Source organism: Microbulbifer sp. HZ11 (genome assembly GCF_000708675.1).
GTDB lineage: Bacteria > Pseudomonadota > Gammaproteobacteria > Pseudomonadales > Cellvibrionaceae > Microbulbifer.
In genome coordinates this window covers 561,113-578,460 of the sequence record NZ_JELR01000002.1, presented here as the reverse complement: position 1 = coordinate 578,460, position 17,348 = coordinate 561,113, and the positions used below count along the sequence as shown (strand labels likewise).

Genomic DNA, 17,348 nt, shown 5'->3' with positions numbered 1-17,348 from the left:
CTTTCCTGCGGGAGCCTGCCCGCAGGTAAACCCAAAAAGCCCTGAAAAATCAGGGCTTTTCGTATCTGCGAAACCAACGACCTTCAATGGTAGTGCAACTCGGTCGCTTTCCCGCGAAACACCCGGTAAGAAAACGCCGTGTACAGCAGTATCACTGGAATCACGATTACGGCTCCCACCAGAATAAACTGCAGGGATTCCCGTGCACTGGCCGCCTCCCAGATATTCATCTGCCCGGGAACGATTTCCGGAAAAAAGCTGAATCCAATCCCGCTGAAACACAGGGTGAAAATCCCCACCACAATGGCGAAGGGCACGGCGCTGTGGCGATCATCGGCCTTGGGCAGACGCGCCAGCAGTATGTCGTTGCAGACAAACCCCAGGAAACACAGCGCCGGGATCAGCAGCACAAACATCACCAGTGGAAAGGTAAACCAGCGGTCGAAAACGCCGGGGTTCACCAGCGGGTTGATAGCGCACACGGCAATCACGCCCACCAGGGAGGCGCGGCCAGCCAGGCGGGCCCAGCGCACTGCCCGTGCCTGCAGGGTGCCTTCGGTTTTCAGTACCAGCCACGCGGCTCCAATATAGCTGTAAGCCGCGGTGACACCGAGTGCGGATACTCCGCAGAAAAGCAGTGACGGCAGGCTCTGGTCGAAGCCCATTACATATTGCCCGAGCATATAGCCCTGGGTAAGCGTGGTCAGAAGGGAGCCGATTTTGAAGGTTCGGTCCCAGGCCAGCTTGTGGTCCACTGCCGCCTTGGCGCGGAAGTCGAAGGCCACCCCGCGCATGATCAGACCGATCAACATGATTGCGACGGGAATATACAGGTGCATCAGGATCAGGCTGTGGGCCGCGGGGAAGGCAATCAGCAACAGCCCGATAGCCAGTACCAGCCAGGTTTCGTTGGCATCCCAGAACGGGCCGATGGAGGCAATCATGGTGTCCCGCTGCAGCTCGTCCTGTCCGCCCATTGGCAACAGGATACCCACGCCCAGGTCGTAGCCATCGAGAATCGCGTAGGCCAGTACCGCCACACCCATCAATGCGATAAAGACCACCGGCAACCAGTCGCCGCTGTGGTTGATCATCTCGTTCATGCTGTACCTCCACGAGTGTCGATGTGGGTTTGCGAGTGGGGCAGATTGGTCAGGCTGCCATCCGCTGCCGGCTCTGCGGTTTCAAATTCCTCCACGGTGACCGACTTGAGCGCCATACGTTTCAGCGTGTGGATATAGGCCCACATTAGAATCACATACACGGTCAGGTAGAGCGCGAGGGAAAGACCCACGTTGGCGGGTGCCACCGGGGTTACCGCATCCGCGGTTTTAAGAATCCCGGTAACCAGCCAGGGTTGCCGCCCTACCTCGGTGACGTACCAGCCTGCGAGAGTGGCGACCCAGCCAGAGAAGGTCATGGCTACCAGCAGCTTGAGAAAAATTGGTGGCAGCGATTTCTTGCGGCGCAGCAGATAGCAGCCGGTCCAGGCGGTGGCGAGCATCAGCAGGCCCATCCCCACCATAATGCGGAAGCCGAAAAACAGCGGTTTTACCGGTGGGTGATCGCCTTCAAATTCGTTGAGCCCGCGAATTTCGCCGTCCGGTTCATGGGTAAGGATCAGGCTGGCGAGACTGGGGATACCCACGGCAAAGTCGTTGCTGCGGGTTTCTTCATTGGGCACGGCGAATAGCAGCAGCGGTGCGCCGCGCTCGGTCTCCCACACACCTTCCATGGCAGCGATTTTCTGCGGCTGATGTTCAAAGGTATTCAGTCCGTGTAGGTCGCCCACAAAGGCCTGCAATGGCGCGAGTATGGCGGCCAGAATCAGGCCTGTTTTCAGTGCCAGCCGCGGCGCCTGCTTTCCGTCGCCCTTCAGAATCCGGTAGGCGGAAAGTCCGCAGACAAAAAATGCCGCAGTGAGGCCGGAGGCCAGCAGCATATGCGCCAGCCGGTAGGGGAAGGAGGGATTGAAGATCACCTCCAGCCAGCTGGTGGCATGCACAACACCATCGCGGATTTCATAGCCGGCCGGTGTCTGCATCCAGGAATTGAGCGCGAGAATCCAGAAGGCAGAAAGCGTTGTGCCGATGGCGACCATCAACGCGGCGAAAGTGTGTACCTTGCTGGGTACCCGCTTGATCCCGAACAACATGATGCCGAGAAAGGTCGCTTCGAGAAAAAATGCAGTCAGTACTTCATAGCCCAGCAAGGGCCCTGCAATATTGCCCACGGTTTCCATATATCCGGGCCAGTTGGTGCCGAACTGGAACGACATGGTGATACCACTTACCACGCCAAGGGCAAACGTCAGTGCGAAAATTTTTACCCAGAAGCGATAGGCTCGCATCCACACCGGGTTGTCGGTGAGATCGAAGCGCAATTTGAAAAAGAACAGAATCCAGCAGAGAGCAATGGTGATGGTAGGGAAGAGAATATGAAAGCTGATATTGGCAGCGAACTGTATGCGCGAAAGGATCAGAGTATCCAGCATGGGCACCTCTTTAAAACCGCCGCGGTCGGAGTGGCCGGGGCGTAAAACTGGGCGCGGCAGGATTTATCCCGGTGCCGCGGACCGGGGCGGTGTTGGCTGTAGAAAAAGCGTATAAGAAAGATTGGGCCGACTATTTGCGTGCTGGGGCTTTCTTCGCCCCGGCCTTACCCGCAGCCCCTGTCGCCCTGGATTTCAGTTCCAGCAGCTTGCTGAGTCCGGAGCCCAACTTCATCAGCTTGAGCAGGTCCTTTTCATCCAGCTTGCTCAGGGTATTGGCGAACTGGTCGAGCATTTCCAGCAGGCTGTAAACCTCCTGGATTTTCTTCTGCGCCTCGGCCTCCTGCTCGTCACCGGGCTCCGTCAGGAGCAACTGGCGCAATAGAGTAAGTGTCGGGTCCAGCTCGCGTTTGCGCCGCTCCTCGAATACGGTGCGCGCCAGGTCCCAGATAGAGCCTGCCGCGGTAAAGTAATCCTTGCGGTCACCCGGCTGGTGGTGCAGCTCAATCAGGCGCCAGGCCTGCAATTCCTTGAGCCCCATGCTCACGTTGCCGCGGCTGATCTTCAGCGCTTCCGCCAGTTGATCGGCGTTTACCGGCTCGCTGTGAATGGTCAGCAGTGCAAACATCTGCCCAACGGTCCGGTTGAATCCCCAGCGGCTACCCATTTCGCCGAAGTGCAGTACGAAGGCTTGCGCCTGACTGGAAAGTTTCATTAGTTTTGGTTTCTTCTTAACTTTCAGAAATTTCTGAAAATTGTAAAGCTGTTTTGATCTGTGTCAAGTAATTATCAGGTGCCGTGTCGGGCGCGGGTGAGCCAGTCCGAGGGCACCAGGAAGCCCCGGCTCAGTTCGCCGTGGTGATTGACCGCGGCTACACAGATGGGACCGCGAGTGAGATGTGCCTCTGCCACGGGGAAGGACGGCGGCGGCTGCTCAGGTTCGGCGGAGGCCAGCCAGCAGGTTTTAGGTAGCAGCCACCAGTCCCCCTGTCCGGACAGGCGGGTGTGGAAGCTGGCCAGATCCGCCCACCAGAAGCGCCCGGTTTGAGGGCTTTCGGCTGGGGACAGCGGGTGGAAAAGTCGGCCGGGCATCACCGCCCACTGCCTGTCGATGGATAGCCCCGAGGTGTCTAACCAGGCCGAGGCGATGGCACTGTGGGCGATCGGCAACTGGTGGTCGCGCATGCGTGCGAGTTTGATAGCCAGCCGGTCCCTGAGCCCGGGCCCCACCCAGTCATTGTCCACCTGCAGGTAAAATTTCAGCGCAACTTCCCAGTGCTCGAGCACATCGTCGGGCTTGTAGTGCACTACAAAATCCAGCTCGCCAAGGGTCCTGCCCTGGTCGCGAATGGGAAGGTTGTTGGCCTCCAGGGCGTAGTCCGGGTGGTGGGTAAACGCGAAGGCCCACAGGCGCTCAAAGTAGATTCCGAGGCGGTGGCTGTTGTGCTGCTCCAGTTGTGCGAGCAGGGCGGGTTCCAGTTGCGTCTTGATTTCAGGGCGGGAAAAGAACTGCGTGAGTGCCTGGTGCCGGTGTGGCGGCAGCCAAGGAAGGGAAAAATTAGGTGCGATATCCGGCGCACCCAGAGCCCACAGGAAATTGTGCCAGTGATTTGGCGTCCGTGTGGGGAGAGCGGCGAGGCGGTTGCGGGGGCCTGGGCTGGACATGGCCGGAGTATAGGGAATTACACTCGAGCCCGAAACAGCTGCGCTATCACTACATTACCCAGTACATTACCACTTGAAACGGAAGCCGAAGGTCAGTTGCACGCTATCGCTGTCACCGAGGTTTTCCACACTGCTGGCATAGTCCACTTCACCATAGACCGAACAGCGATCGCCGCACTGGTCGTAGGTAAAGCCCAGCCCCAGCTGCGCCCACCACTCGTCCCGCGCCTGATACAGAGAAGTGCCGGAGACGTTTACTTCCGTTTTATCATCGAAGTAGTAGTAGGTATTGGCAATGGCGTATAAGCCGATGCGCTCCAGCAGCAGATTGCCATACATATTGCGGTTGACGCGCTGGCTCACCCGTTGCTCAAACGCCAGTCCGAACCGGGCAAAACCTCCCTGATTTTCGGTATCCTCTAGGCGCACTCCGTAGGGGTCGTGATTATCGTCGATATCCTCAGCGGTATACGCCAACTGTATCTGTGGGGTCAGCGAATAAAAATCGCAGAGCTTGAAGCTGTGCCCGCCCTCCACGGAAAAATTGAATCCGATGGCGTCATTGCCGGTACCCAGATACCAGAGCTCTCTCGAGTAGAGGTCGGAGTCAAACCAGTTGAATTGCGCCTGTAGATCGATGTAGCTACTCTGGCTGCCGTACCAGGTCAGGGTGCTGCCGATACCCCAGTTGTAAGTATCGATATCTCCCTGGCCAAAGTAGCTGTCCAGCTCGGTACTCCCGTAACCGTACTGAGCAAAAATGCCGAGCATCAACCGCCCGCGGTATACCGAGGGGTCAAAGGAAAAATCCGAGCCGATCTGCACCTGTCCGAAGTCCTGCTGCCAGTGCGCGTTAGCAGTGGACTCTTCCGGGGCGTTGTCGTTGTAAACCGTGTTGACTCGCATCCACAGGCCGCCGCCATCGATGGTGCGCTCCACCGCATCGCCGTAACAGCAGATGCCGCGGTCTTTGAAGCTGGTGCCCGCCCAGAAGCGATTACCCACGCGCTTGCGCAGGGTAGTGGGCTGGTTCATCCGGCGCAGAGCCTGGGCGTAGGTTTCGTAGAGTACGGCCCCCGGCTGCCAGCGGGGGACCAGCTGACCGCTGTCGTTGAACGGGTCCGGCAGAGTGGAGCGCAAATACCAGTTTCCGTCCTCAGGATCGCTCTGGTCCCCATAGTGCAGGGTATAGCCATAGGCGCCGCCAACCGTGACGGGCTGGCCGTCATAGCCGATATACTCGCCGTCCAGGGTGAATGCATCCGGTGATGAGTTCCCCGCAACATCAATGATCTTGATGCCGTCGCCAGTGGTCTCGGCGCCATCACCAGCAAAATTGTAAATCCGCACAAACGTATGGCCGGCGGTATCTCCCGCCACCTTCAGCAGATCGGTGGGGCTGTCGTCGCCGGCAAGCGTGGTTTCCATCCATAGTCGGCCGTCGTCGCCGGTGTAATTGCCGAAGCGACCGTCGTCGTGAGGAGCGAGCGTAAGCTGGTTAAAGCGTCCATCGTTCATCCACAGGGTGCCGGCATTGACGACATCGCCGTGGATGGTAAACGCTCTGGGAATAAATTCGACCACACCACCCCGGCGGATGGTCAGCCCCAGGCGCTCGCCGTTGGCCGCGGTTCCACCGCCCACCGCGAGAGTGCCGAAAAAATCAATTTTCGAGCTGCCGTTGACGATCACCTGCTCCCAGTTTTGCAGCAGCCGGCCGTCCAGGTCGTGATCGAGAACGAATTTGATGCTGTCGATATAGCCATCGTCGGCAGTCAGATCGTCGCCGCCGTCGAACAGGGTGGTCGCGTCGTAGGCGAAAGAGTCCACGCGGGCGGTATCAGACCCGTCGCCACCGATAAAGTGCTCGATAACCCCTTCGTCGTAGTGAAAGGTGTCATCCCCGGCGCCCATGTCAGCGCGGTGAAAAATATACCCCTCGTCCAGTATCAGTGTGTCGTCGCCGTCGCCGGTCAGTACTTCAAACGCGACGCCATCGAGAATTTCGACGTAGTCGTTGCCCGCGCCGGTGTGGATACCGCCGGAAAAATAATTGCCAATTTTCGAGCTGCGTCCATCCACAATCACCGTGTCGTTTCCGGCACCGGTGGCGAGATTGGTATCGATCTCACCTTCGAAGATTTCCACCCTATCGTGGCCGGTACCCGTATCCACGGTGCCCAGGGTTACCGAATCAATGGCGACAGAATCACTTCCGCCGAGGGTACTGACATCCGCACCTTCGGGATCATTGTCCGGATCGCAAAGGATCTGGTCCGGTCCTTCTGTGCCGATATTGCCCGGTGTACAGTCCGCTCTTGCGCCAGCGGAAAATAGGGTGCTGAGGATAAACCCGATAGCCACTGGCAGCAGCGCGGCAGCCTGCGCCCGCCCACTAGAATTCATAGGTGATACCCAGATTCAGAGTCCATGGATTGACTTCAAAGTCCGAGTAGAGCCGTTGGTAGCCCGGGTTCGATGTGTAGGTGACGATCGTATCGGCGTTGGCATCGGTATAGATAACCGCTGCATTGATCAGCCAGGAACGGGCCATGCCGCGACCCAGGCGCCAGTCGATACCCAGTTGCGCACTGGCACCCCAGCTGTGGCTCATGCCGAAGTCGCTGGGGCCGGAGGCGATGTCGCTATCGATCAGGAAGTCCTGGAATTCCGTGGTGAGATCGCCGTCGTAAAAATCCGAGTAGTTGAGGCCAATACCCAGGTAGGGTTGGCCCAGACACTCCAGATCCATCATGTACCAGTTGATAAAGAGATTGGCGGAAGATGCGCTGAAGCGCCCGAAGTCGATGCGCTCGTATCCCGGGCGCCCTTTCAAGTGGTCCAGCCGCAGACTGAAATCCGCTCCGTCCGTATACATCAGCTCAACGCCGAAATAGGGTAGCGGGCGCCAGACCCCGGAAATATTCCAGCCCACATCATCCTCGATATGCCACTCCGTGCGATAGAGGTTCCAGTCCTGGAAGATGTGGTATTTCAGGGAGGTATTGTTGTCATCGGGGTAAATGAAACTGGCACCCACCCGTGCGTAAAAACGTTTGAGGTCCACATCGGAAACAGGAATCTGTGCGTGCGCCAAAAGCGGGAACAGGAATGTTATGCAAGCGGCCAGCCTGAGACTTTTCATTGTTAACTCCGTTTAACACCGATTAGCCCGGCTTATGCGTTATTGGCCAACGGTCTTTGTAACAGCTTGTGTGGCGCGGCATTTATTGAGCTGTGGGCTGCCAGAGGAATTTCTAGGGGCACCTGTAAAAGTAGCAGGAGGGGCGGAGGTTGCAGGGAAATTGGTGACCGGAGGTGGCGGCTCAGGCGCCATGAGAAAATGGCGCCAGGCAGTTAAAGTGAAGAGGGGAATAGCTGTGTGCTGGAACTAGGCAAGCGCAAATTCAATTTTCCGACGTTCCATATCCACCCGCATGACGCGTACTCGCACTACGTCGCCAATTCCGAAACCGGTTTTATTGCGCTCGCCGCGCAGGCGCTGCTGGCCGGCATCGAAGTGGTAGTAGTCTTTGGTCAGTGCCGAGATGTGAATAAGCCCCTCCACCCGGGTTTCTTCAATTTCCACAAACAGGCCGAAATTCATTACGCTGCTGACCACACCCTCAAAAGTCTCTCCAATAAAATCCTGCATATATTCACACTTGAGCCAGGCGTCCACATCCCAGCTGGCCTTATCAGCGCGTCGCGATGCCTGGGAGCAATGGGATGCGAGTGAAGTGACCACAGATTTCGGATAAGGATAAGCCGTCCCTGAATCCAGAACTGGCGCGCCCGCAAAGCGGCGAATGGAAATTGCGGTGCGACCTTTAAAGAGCTGCGCAAGGCGGCGTAGCAGAGGGCGACCTTTCTGTGACCGGATAACGGAGCGGATGGCCCTGTGCACAAGTAAGTCGGGGTAGCGACGGATTGGAGAGGTAAAGTGGGTATAGGCCGCATAAGCCAGGCCAAAATGCCCGCTGTTGGCCGCACTGTATTCCGCCTGGCTCAGAGAACGCAGTAGCATGGTACGTATGGTCTGGGCGTCTTTGCGTTCCGCGATGTTTTTGAGTATCTGGTCGTAGTGCGCAGGTGCAGGTTTATCGCCGCCACCAAGTTTCAGACCTCGGGAGGCGAGGAACTCACGCAACAGCGCCAGTTTCTTGTCACGGGGACCGTCGTGTACCCGGAAGAGTGACGGAATTTTCTCCCGCTTGAGGAAATCTGCAGTAGCCACATTGGCGCTTAGCATGAACTCTTCGATCATCTTATGTGCATCGTTTCGCACTACCGGGATAATCCGCTCAATTTTCCTATCCCCGGTAAATTCGAAGCGCACTTCCGTTTTTTCAAAATCCATTGCGCCACGCTTGTCCCGCGCTTTTTTCAGAACCCCATAGAGCTGATGCAGTGCGCGCACGGGAGTGGTCACGTCTTTGAGCGATTTGTCTGCGCCTTGCCCGTCGCTGGACAGGGGGGCGGTAATAAAAGTATTCACCTGCTGGTAGGTGAGCCGGGCGTGGGAGTGGATGATACCTTCGGAAAAGGTATAGCTTGCCAGCTTGCCGTGCTTGTCGATGGTCATCTCGCACACCATTACCAGTCTGTCTACCCGCGGGTTCAGTGAGCAGAGACCATTGGAGAGGGATTCCGGCAACATGGGCACCACACGCCCGGGAAAATAGACGGAGGTGGCGCGGTGTTGCGCCTCTTTGTCGAGAGAGCTGTCTGGCTTTACATAGTGGGATACATCGGCGATCGCCACGAAGAGGCGCCAGTGGCCCGCGTCTGTTTTTTCGCAGTAGACGGCATCGTCAAAGTCTCTGGCATCCTCACCGTCGATTGTGACAAAGGGCAGGTGGCGTAAATCTGCGCGATGCTGCTTGTCACTCTCGGGTACTCTGTCACCAAGCTGCAGCGCCTCCTGTGCCGCCGCCGCAGGCCAGATGTACGGTATGCCGTGGGTACGGATAGCGATATCGATCTCCATTCCGGGGGCCATGGCATCGCCGAGAACCTCGGTGACTCTGCCGAACGCATTGTAGCGATGGGTGGGAAAATCGATAATATCGACCGCGATGTATTGCCCCGGAGTGGCTCCCATCAACTGGCTGGCGTCGAGGTCAATTTCGTGGGTGATACGGCTGTTTTCCGGCTTGAGGTAATACTGGCCTTCCTCCTGTTGAAGGCGGCCAATCAGCCGTTGGGTATTGCGCTCCAGTACTCGTATAATTGCACCGGTTTTTCGGCCGCGGCGATCTTCGCCGCTGATACGCACCTGTACTTGGTCGCCATCAAATACCGTCAACATCTCGTCGTCCGGTAAAAACAGGTCTTCGCTGGAAGCGTCACTCTTTACAAAGCCAAAGCCGTCCGGGTGACCAATAACGTGACCGCTGATCAATTCGTCGGGATTTATCAGACTGTAGCCCTCGTGACGGTCCCACTGTACCTGGCCATCTCGCTCCATGGCACGCAGGCGACGACGGAGGGCCTCTTGTTGGTCAGGGTCGGAAAGCTGAAGGACCTGGGCCAATTGATCGCGGTTGAGCGCCTTCTGGTTTTTTTCCAGTAAGCTCATAATAAACGCGCGGGTGGGAATCGGGTTGCTGTACTTTTCTTTGTCGGCCGGATCAAACGCGGCCACTGGGGTCTTTCGCATAGTTTGCTCTCGTAGAAACCGCCAGGAAGATTGTGCTAGGTAAGAACTTGAAAATTGTGGGAGGTAGATCAGGTGTTACTTGGCAAGGCAGGTTGGCGGAAATCGCTCAACGGGAGTTGAGTCGGCAATTGTCGGTGACAACCAATCTATATCAATTATAGACGTCGTCGCTCAGGTTGGGGCACCGAAGAAAGTGCTCCCAACAGGCGCGGTCACGCCGCGCAGCAGCAACCCCGGAAGGGGCTGCTGGCACCAGAGGGCTCAGGCGCAAACGATATTTTCAGCTTGCGGGCCTTTCGGGCCCTGAGTTACGGAGAATTCGACCTTTTGGCCTTCGGTCAGTGTTTTGAATCCGGAGCTCGCAATCGCACTGAAATGTGCGAAGACGTCTGGGCCAGACTGCTGTTCGATAAAGCCAAAGCCTTTGGTCTCGTTAAACCATTTGACGGTGCCGGTAGTAGTGTTGGACATGATCATTCCTGTAAACAAAATAGGGTACGCCTTCATTAGGCATGAATAGCAAAAATAAAGACTTGAATTTAGATGCTACAGGACGAAGAAAACTGCTACGACGAAACTGAGGATTTAAACAGGAGGCTTACTTTTTAACTGACTCCACTGTAGGCCCGTCGGTGGAACAAGTCAAAGGATTTCGCGTTATCTGCGATTTAGTGAGTAAATACGGGGGGCCGCGGAAGCATCATTTTTTGACGCGGTAGTCAGGACTCTTCGATAGCGTCGTTTAAAACCACACACTTATGTACAGCACGTCTTTTACCCGCCTGCGAGAGCGAGAACTCGCAAAATCCACCAAACCCTTTCTTGCCAAAGGAAAAAGCGTTCGACGCTGCAGCAGCTGCCAGATGGGTGCGTTTGCCTGCATGTGTGCATGGCGACCGCCGGCCGGTGCAGTACAAGCCAGCGTGGAATTTGTGCTGTTGATCCACCGCAAGGAACTGTTCAAGCCGACCAATACCGGCCGCTTGATTGTGGACGCCTTTCCCGACACTCCGGTCTTCCTGTGGAGCCGACTTCAAGCGCCGCAGGAGTTAACGGGTATTCTGCAGGACCCCGCGCGTAACTGTTTCGTGGTGTTTCCCGCAGATGGTACAGAAAACTGTGCACGCGATGTGGTGCGCGAGATCCCGCGGAGCGAAAAGAAAACCACATTGATCCTGTTGGATGGTACCTGGAAGCAGTGCAGTCGAATGATCGGACTGAGCCGCTGGCTGGATGAGGTTCCCTGCCTGAGCCTGCCGGAATCGCTGGTGCGATCCTACGCGGTACGGGACTCGGGCAGAAATCATCGTTTTTCCACTGCGGAAGCGGCCATCAGTTGTCTGCTGTTGACCGGAGAAGAGAAGTCGGCGCTAACCCTGCAGAAGTATTTCGGAGTATTCAACCAACACTATCTGGCGACGCGCGGCTGCTATCCGCCAGAGCGTGGCGAATGCCATGAGCAATTGGAGAAACTTTTGGCGGGATAATCTATAAAAAGGGGAGAGCGGTTTGCTCTCCCCCTGTGGGGCTGACATTCAGAGCTGCCAGAAATTATCGATCAGAAGTTATAGGTCACCTTGCCGTAAATAAAACGGCCGCGGGGATCATGCTGACTGGATACGTATCCGTACAGATCCGAATCGCCGTCGCCAATGGCAAAAGGCGGCTCCTCGTCGAAGGCGTTATCTGCACCGAGGCTCAGCACCATATCCTCAAATCCCGTATAGCGGGCCTGAAGGTTGACCGTCATAAACGCATCCACCATACGGGACTTGTTGGTGTCGTAATCCAGCGTGCCATCGAAATCGATATCCGGGGTATCCTCAAACTCGCCCACATAATTCAGGCCCACGGTAAACGCGAATGTATCTCGCGCCCAGTCCGCAGATGCTGCCCAGCGGTGCTCGGGGTACTCGTATTCACCGGCCAGATCGCGGCTGATAAACGCATCGCCGGCAGAGTTGAGTTCCACCCGCTCGAATTCCGTCAGATAGGAGTAATCCAGACGCAGGCCGAGATCGCCACCGGCTACCGTGAGTGCGGAATACACCACACTCAGGTCAATACCGGAAACATTCTGTTCGCCAATATTGATAAAGCCGCTATTGATGGATTGCAGCGAACCGAGAGACTCGCCGGGAAGTGGTGCAGAACGCACACAGACGCTGCTGTTCTGATCGTTACAGAACTGGCTGTAAAGGTAACCAAACGGTACCTCATCAATCTTGCCTTCCTGGGTAATGCGCCAGATATCCAGTGACATCTGCATGCCTTCCAGTGGTTTCACCACCGCCCCCAGGTTGAAGGATTCGGACTTCTCCGCTTCCAGGTCCGGGTTGCCGGAGAACACAATGTTGTAATCGGTATTCGCACAGTAGGCATCGTTGATGGCGCAGCCGTAGGTGTCGGTGAAGAACTGCGACTCCTGCGACGGGCCCAGGCCGATTTGCGCGAGCGAGGGTGCACGGAACCCGGTGCCCCAGGAGGCGCGCAGAGATAATTGCTCATTGGCGGTCCATAACAGGTTGGCCATCGGATTGGTGGTGCTGCCGAAATCACTGTAATCGTCGTAGCGCCCCGCCAGGGTCAGATCCAGGCTGGCAGCCAGGGGGACGGCAAACTCCACAAATGCGGAGTTGATGTCGCGGCTGGCGGCCGCGGAGACCGACTCGGTACCGAAAATAAGACCGCGCTGGAACTGGTCATCGGGAATATCGGAAGCACTTTCCTCGCGCCGTTCGATCCCCGCCGCCATGGCCACGGCACCGTTGCTGGTATCGAACAGCTCGCCGTTTATGGTGAAGTCCATACCGCGCAGTTCCGACTTGCCCTGACGTACCAGGCTGGTGGTAATGGCATCAATGACAGACTGCGGGTTCTGCACACCGCCGAAGGGGTTGTAGCGCCCCGCATCGATTTCCTGCTGTAACAGGTCGGTGCGCACCCAGCCCTGAGAGCGGTCACCGGTCTGGGTGGATTCACTGCGCGAGCGCTGTACCGAAGCCTCCCAGTTCCAGTCTGCGAAATTACCGCGCAGACCGAACACGCCACGCAGATTGTCGGTCTCGATATCCCACTGCCGGGCACCGGCATCCACTGTACGGTAGCGGCCGATATCCACGTTGGTTGCACTGGTAAAGGGATTGTCCGGGTGTGTCACCGGTACGGTCAGACCGGCGTCTTCGTCCAGTGGCGTCGGCGCCCCCTGGGCTATGGATGTATTGTGCTGCACCGCAATTTCACTGAAGAACTCCACACTGTCGCTCAACTGCGCGTGGCCGAGCATCAGCACGCCGGTGCGCTCCGCCTCCGGTGTCAGCAGTGTCCAGGGGCCGTAGTCATACACACAGGTGGCACCGAAGGCGCTGTCTGCCGGGCAGTCGGGATCGATCGTGGTCTCACCATCCACAATAAAGCGGCCCGGATAACCCCGCGACGAACGGAAATCCATACCACCGCGCGGTGCCTGGTTTGCGGTATCCAGTCCGGGGCGCTCCACGCTGGCCAGTGTGGAATTCGAGCGGTGATCAAAAATCAGCGTCAGGTTGGAATCCTCACCGTTGACACCCCAGATCGCCGATACCGACTGCTCGTCATAGCCATCGGCGCCGCCAAAGTCGGCGGAAACCTCCGCGCCCTCAAAATCCTTGCGCAGCACCAGATTCACTACTCCCGCCACGGCATCGGATCCGTAAATCGCCGAAGCACCATCCTTCAATACTTCCACCCGCTCAACGGCGGCGATGGGAATACTGTTGATGTCGACAAAGTTGGTGGTGATGCTTTCGGCAAAGGCACTGATCGCCACCCGTTTCCCATTGACCAGTACCAGGGTCGCATCCGCCCCCATACCACGCAGGCTGACAGCCGCAGCCCCGTTGGCGGTGGAATCCTGGTTATTTCCCCGGGTCGAAAAGGTGCCGTTACCGGCCGCCGGGTTTTTCTCGAACATCTGTTGCAGATTGGTGTAGCCGGATTTTTCGATGGCATCGCGATCCATTACCTGAATAGGTGTCGCGGTCTCAAACTCCGCATTGCGCTGAATCCGCGAGCCCACAACCGCAACCTCCTCCATCGTGTTTGCGGTTTCCTCGGCGGCAGACAGCATTTGCGGAGCTGCTGATGTGGTAAGCGCGATGATGGCGCTCGAAAGAACATTGCGGCGTGATATTGCTTTTTCCATGGTTGTTACTCGTCCTGAATTATTTGTTATTTTGAGTGACCGAAACTGCATGGCCGTTCAATAGCACGAGCAACACTAACAATGGTGTAACAGTGTGGCAATTGGTCTGTAACGGGTTGGTGGGGTTTTATGTGATGGGTTGATATTGATTTTATTGATTGTGTGATGGGTGTTTTGTTTGGAGGGGGAGTTTGGCGACAGGGGTGAAGACGGTTGGAGTCCGGTCTGGTTCCCTCAATGACAATTGGCTTTGCTGTCCCAGAGTTTTATAGATTTCCTCCCGGTTATTGAACTTGCGCTGCCGTATAGGGCGTAAGCAATCGACGTAATCGTAACTGGTGATTCGCTCTTTACCATCCGGAACGCGGCTTAGTGGCACACTGCCAGCTTTTACGGTGGCCAGTGGAAGAGTTTGTATCTGGCAGGCCGCGCTCAGAAACTTTACCTTTATGCTGGGGAAAATAGGCGCAATTAAATAATTCGTGCCAGGAGATAGCGCATGACGCTTTAAAGTGGTAGAAAAATGGTGCTTTATGCTTCCTATGCAAAAAAGGGTGGTTTATAGTCCCTGTGCGCTTCTGTGGGATATTATGTGCTTTACCATTTTGTATGGGTGTCTGGATACAGTATTTTTCAAAATCGATTGAATCCATTACAAGGCCTCTCGTATTAATAACCCAATTGATTTCTCGCTCTTTAAACGTGAGATTTAATGCAGGCGTTTCTAGCCTGTATTTTTCCAGTGCGCAGCTGATCGAATTATTACAAGTGAACATAAGCTGAGCTTACGAATGCCATCTATGACAGAAAGTTCCAATCTCAACGTTGTTGTCGTCGATGACCATCAACTTTTTGCTGAGGCCATGGCCTCAGTCGCAGTTAAATTGGATGTAAAATCTTCTGTTTCGGTTTTTACAAATGCTCAAGACGCACTGAGCTTCATTAAGAAAGAAAAACCAGATTTATGCTTGGTTGATTTATGCATGCCAGAAATTGACGGTTTTTCCTTGATTCCTAAAATTCAACAAAGCTCTATGCTCAGCAGCATCATCATAGTTTCGGCTTCACTGGATCGCCACGATATGCGATATGCATTTGAGTTGGGAGCCGTTGGGTACATTCCAAAATCGGCCTCTCCAGAAATAATTAAAAGCGCGGTTCAACTTGTGTTAGCCGGTGGTGTGTACATTCCGCCACAACTTGTTGAACTTCAGCCCGTCAAGCGTCCAGGCAGAGCTGGAAAGTCTGCTGGCGTATTGGCAATTTTGACTCCCCGACAGCGCGAAGTTTTAGCTCTTGTCGACAAAGGCTTTTCAAATAAGGAGATTGCTCGAGGCCTAGGCTGCACAGAAGCGACGGTCAAAGCTCATGTTGCTGCGATACTGAAAGCCTTAAATGTTTCAAATCGGACTGAAGCTACACATGCTGTACGAGGGCTGGAATTGCAGGCTTATGTCCCGGCTGCCAAGGCTTGAACTTTTGCTCTTTTGGCCTGGTTTAATAGTGCCCGTAACTTTGCTAGATTGATTGGTTTGTGCAGTAATAATAAATTATTTGTCTCGACATCTTTTAGTGGGCCCGGCGCGGTATCACCGGTGATCACAGCGGATAGAACCGGGAGCTCAAATATTGCCTGAATAGCGTTTATCACCTCGATACCGGATACATAATCTGCCAAACGATAGTCTGCCAGTACAAGATCAGGCTTGTCTTTTTGTTGTTTAAGGTAGTTGATTGTACTTTCTTTATCCGAAAAAACATCTGTTGAGCAGCCCCAACTTTCTAATAGTAATTTCGTTCCCTCTCTTATCGATTTCTCATCATCAACCACTACAATATATAGTTCATCAAAACTCACTAGTGGCGTATTTGGGGGAGCTTTGTATTGATGCGCACGGCTCATTGGTATGGAGAAGTAAAAGAAGCTTCCCTCTCCTGGTGTTGATTCAAAATGTAATTCATAGTCCATTAGGCGGCACAAGCGGGATACAATCGCTAATCCCAAGCCTAATCCTCGTGATCTATCTCTTTCGGGGTTATTAAGTTGAACATACTCTTCAAAAATTTTTTCCTGGTCTGCCTTTGCAACACCGATTCCAGTATCTTTTACGCTTAATGACAGATTTCCGTCCTGCTCTTGGCCTCTTAATTCGACGCTGCCAGTGTTGGTGTACTTGAACGCGTTGGAAAGGAGATTTCTAATGATTCGGCGTAAAATTTCAATATCTACGTTAACCGACGTTTGTTCAATGTGCCAGGTGAAATCGATATTCTTTTCAATGGCTAAAGCTGAGAATTCATTCCACAAAGGTTCCAGTATTGCATCTAGCTCGGCATCCACTTTTTCAACACTAACAATCTCTGCGTCTAGCTTCGATATGTCCAGCAATCCGGAAAATAAGCCATTTAATGACTCGATTGATTTGCTGATGTTTTCTACTGCAGGTTCCGCTTGTGATGGCAGAGGCATATTTTTTAGTGCGCCACAGAACAAGTTGATGGCATGTAAGGGTTGCCGGAGATCATGACTCGTCGTTGCTAAGAACTGAGACTTAGAAAAGTTTGCTTTTTCTGCTTCAATGCGGCGTTCATTTAATTCATATTGTAGTTTTAAATTACTTTCAAATTCACTGCTCGTGTTATAGCAGAGTTTCGTAATTACCAGTGCATATAAAGGGTAAGCAATAGTCATGATTGTGTAAGCGGGGTGGTCTGACAATAACGTAAAGACAAAAATGGCTGCAGATATCGGCACAACGTAAGCTAAAACCGAAGGCATGTAAGCATACCCGGAGGATAAGGCTCCAACACAAAATCCAACCAGAATCATTTGCACAATGACTTGATAGGCAATGGGAACAGGGTGTGAAAATAGAGTTAGTCCGTAGCACCAGCTCAAAGCTGTCAAAAATATTCCGAGAGTGTAGAGGCGTACACATGCCATTTGATGATTTGCTGTAGCCTCCTTGGAAGCATATCTAAAATATAGAATCACACCCAGACGAAAGATTATCATCACTTGCAAGATCAAAAACCAGCACCACAAACTATCTCCTGAAATAACTTGTACACCGATAAAGTACACAGCACTACTAACGATGATATTTGATATCGTGCCAGTCGGTGCGTGCTTGAAAATAAATTTGGATTTTTCGGTTTTTATGATATCCGCGAGTGTGGCAGATTTTGGCATGGTGGTGTCTTCTTTATTCAAGCAATGCTTCTTAGCTTGCTACTTTGGGTTCTTCGAAGGGTGTATGCAATTGGCCAAAAGGTGTACGCCCATCAAGGTGTACATTACTTCTCCATTCGGTTGTCGTACAACTTCTGGGCGATTTCTATCTTTG

Annotated in this window: 12 protein-coding genes; 2 read left to right on the top strand and 10 right to left on the bottom strand. The window is 54.4% G+C overall.

From position 1 onward, the window contains the following. Positions 1–83: 83 nt before the first annotated feature. The 8 genes from cydB to AU11_RS10110 form a co-directional block, all read right to left on the bottom strand. Positions 84–1,103, bottom strand: coding sequence for a cytochrome d ubiquinol oxidase subunit II (cydB, locus tag AU11_RS10145; protein ID WP_043319166.1), 1,020 nt, complete (start codon positions 1,101–1,103; stop codon positions 84–86). After that, entirely contained in the window at positions 1,100–2,494 is a 1,395-nt protein-coding gene (locus AU11_RS10140) for a cytochrome ubiquinol oxidase subunit I (RefSeq protein ID WP_043319164.1), read from the bottom strand. Before AU11_RS10140 ends, cydB begins: the two co-directional genes overlap by 4 nt. Positions 2,495–2,624: 130 nt before the next feature. Further along, positions 2,625–3,206 carry a GbsR/MarR family transcriptional regulator gene (locus AU11_RS10135; protein ID WP_043319162.1) on the bottom strand — a complete coding sequence of 194 codons (582 nt, stop codon included), beginning with the start codon at positions 3,204–3,206 and terminating at the stop codon, positions 2,625–2,627. Positions 3,207–3,280: 74 nt separating this feature from the next. Next, on the bottom strand, positions 3,281–4,156 hold the full coding sequence (locus tag AU11_RS17735; RefSeq protein ID WP_051687153.1) for a DUF1853 family protein: 876 nt from the start codon (positions 4,154–4,156) through the stop codon (positions 3,281–3,283). A 66-nt stretch (positions 4,157–4,222) separates the two neighbouring features. After that, positions 4,223–6,562: an autotransporter outer membrane beta-barrel domain-containing protein gene (locus AU11_RS10125; protein WP_043319160.1), complete on the bottom strand. Its 2,340-nt coding sequence runs from the start codon at positions 6,560–6,562 to the stop codon at positions 4,223–4,225. Then, on the bottom strand, positions 6,552–7,301 hold the full coding sequence (locus tag AU11_RS10120) for an OmpW family protein (protein WP_043319158.1): 750 nt from the start codon (positions 7,299–7,301) through the stop codon (positions 6,552–6,554). Before AU11_RS10120 ends, AU11_RS10125 begins: the two co-directional genes overlap by 11 nt. A 246-nt stretch (positions 7,302–7,547) precedes the next feature. Next, positions 7,548–9,818, bottom strand: coding sequence for a ribonuclease R (gene rnr / locus AU11_RS10115; protein ID WP_043319156.1), 2,271 nt, complete (start codon positions 9,816–9,818; stop codon positions 7,548–7,550). A 261-nt stretch (positions 9,819–10,079) separates the two neighbouring features. Next, the gene (locus AU11_RS10110; RefSeq protein WP_043319154.1) at positions 10,080–10,289 is read right to left on the bottom strand and encodes a cold-shock protein; all 210 of its coding nucleotides are present in this window, start codon (positions 10,287–10,289) and stop codon (positions 10,080–10,082) included. 287 nt (positions 10,290–10,576) lie between these two features. On the opposite strand from AU11_RS10110, the gene AU11_RS10105 reads away from it, so the two are divergent. Then, entirely contained in the window at positions 10,577–11,305 is a 729-nt protein-coding gene (locus tag AU11_RS10105; RefSeq protein WP_043319152.1) for a tRNA-uridine aminocarboxypropyltransferase, read from the top strand. Between the two features lie 71 nt (positions 11,306–11,376). Here AU11_RS10105 and AU11_RS10100 read toward each other — a convergent pair whose 3' ends face one another. Beyond that, a complete protein-coding gene (locus AU11_RS10100) occupies positions 11,377–14,001 on the bottom strand; it encodes a TonB-dependent receptor (protein ID WP_043319150.1) in 2,625 nt (874 codons plus the stop codon). 800 nt (positions 14,002–14,801) lie between these two features. Here AU11_RS10100 and AU11_RS10095 point away from each other — a divergent pair. Further along, on the top strand, positions 14,802–15,476 hold the full coding sequence (locus AU11_RS10095) for a response regulator transcription factor (RefSeq protein WP_043319148.1): 675 nt from the start codon (positions 14,802–14,804) through the stop codon (positions 15,474–15,476). Here AU11_RS10095 and AU11_RS10090 read toward each other — a convergent pair. Continuing rightward, positions 15,452–17,215, bottom strand: coding sequence for a hybrid sensor histidine kinase/response regulator (locus tag AU11_RS10090; RefSeq protein ID WP_156035263.1), 1,764 nt, complete (start codon positions 17,213–17,215; stop codon positions 15,452–15,454). The genes AU11_RS10095 and AU11_RS10090 overlap by 25 nt on opposite strands. Positions 17,216–17,348: the final 133 nt, after the last annotated feature.

What these genes read in the sequence shown, in the direction of transcription:
- cydB (WP_043319166.1), bottom strand. Translation starts at nt 1,103, where the DNA reads ATGAACGAGATGATCAACCACAGCGGCGACTGGTTGCCGGTGGTCTTT.
- AU11_RS10140 (WP_043319164.1), bottom strand. Translation starts at nt 2,494, where the DNA reads ATGCTGGATACTCTGATCCTTTCGCGCATACAGTTCGCTGCCAATATC.
- AU11_RS10135 (WP_043319162.1), bottom strand. Translation starts at nt 3,206, where the DNA reads ATGAAACTTTCCAGTCAGGCGCAAGCCTTCGTACTGCACTTCGGCGAA.
- AU11_RS17735 (WP_051687153.1), bottom strand. Translation starts at nt 4,156, where the DNA reads ATGTCCAGCCCAGGCCCCCGCAACCGCCTCGCCGCTCTCCCCACACGG.
- AU11_RS10125 (WP_043319160.1), bottom strand. Translation starts at nt 6,562, where the DNA reads ATGAATTCTAGTGGGCGGGCGCAGGCTGCCGCGCTGCTGCCAGTGGCT.
- AU11_RS10120 (WP_043319158.1), bottom strand. Translation starts at nt 7,301, where the DNA reads ATGAAAAGTCTCAGGCTGGCCGCTTGCATAACATTCCTGTTCCCGCTT.
- rnr (WP_043319156.1), bottom strand. Translation starts at nt 9,818, where the DNA reads ATGCGAAAGACCCCAGTGGCCGCGTTTGATCCGGCCGACAAAGAAAAG.
- AU11_RS10110 (WP_043319154.1), bottom strand. Translation starts at nt 10,289, where the DNA reads ATGTCCAACACTACTACCGGCACCGTCAAATGGTTTAACGAGACCAAA.
- AU11_RS10105 (WP_043319152.1), top strand. Translation starts at nt 10,577, where the DNA reads ATGTACAGCACGTCTTTTACCCGCCTGCGAGAGCGAGAACTCGCAAAA.
- AU11_RS10100 (WP_043319150.1), bottom strand. Translation starts at nt 14,001, where the DNA reads ATGGAAAAAGCAATATCACGCCGCAATGTTCTTTCGAGCGCCATCATC.
- AU11_RS10095 (WP_043319148.1), top strand. Translation starts at nt 14,802, where the DNA reads ATGACAGAAAGTTCCAATCTCAACGTTGTTGTCGTCGATGACCATCAA.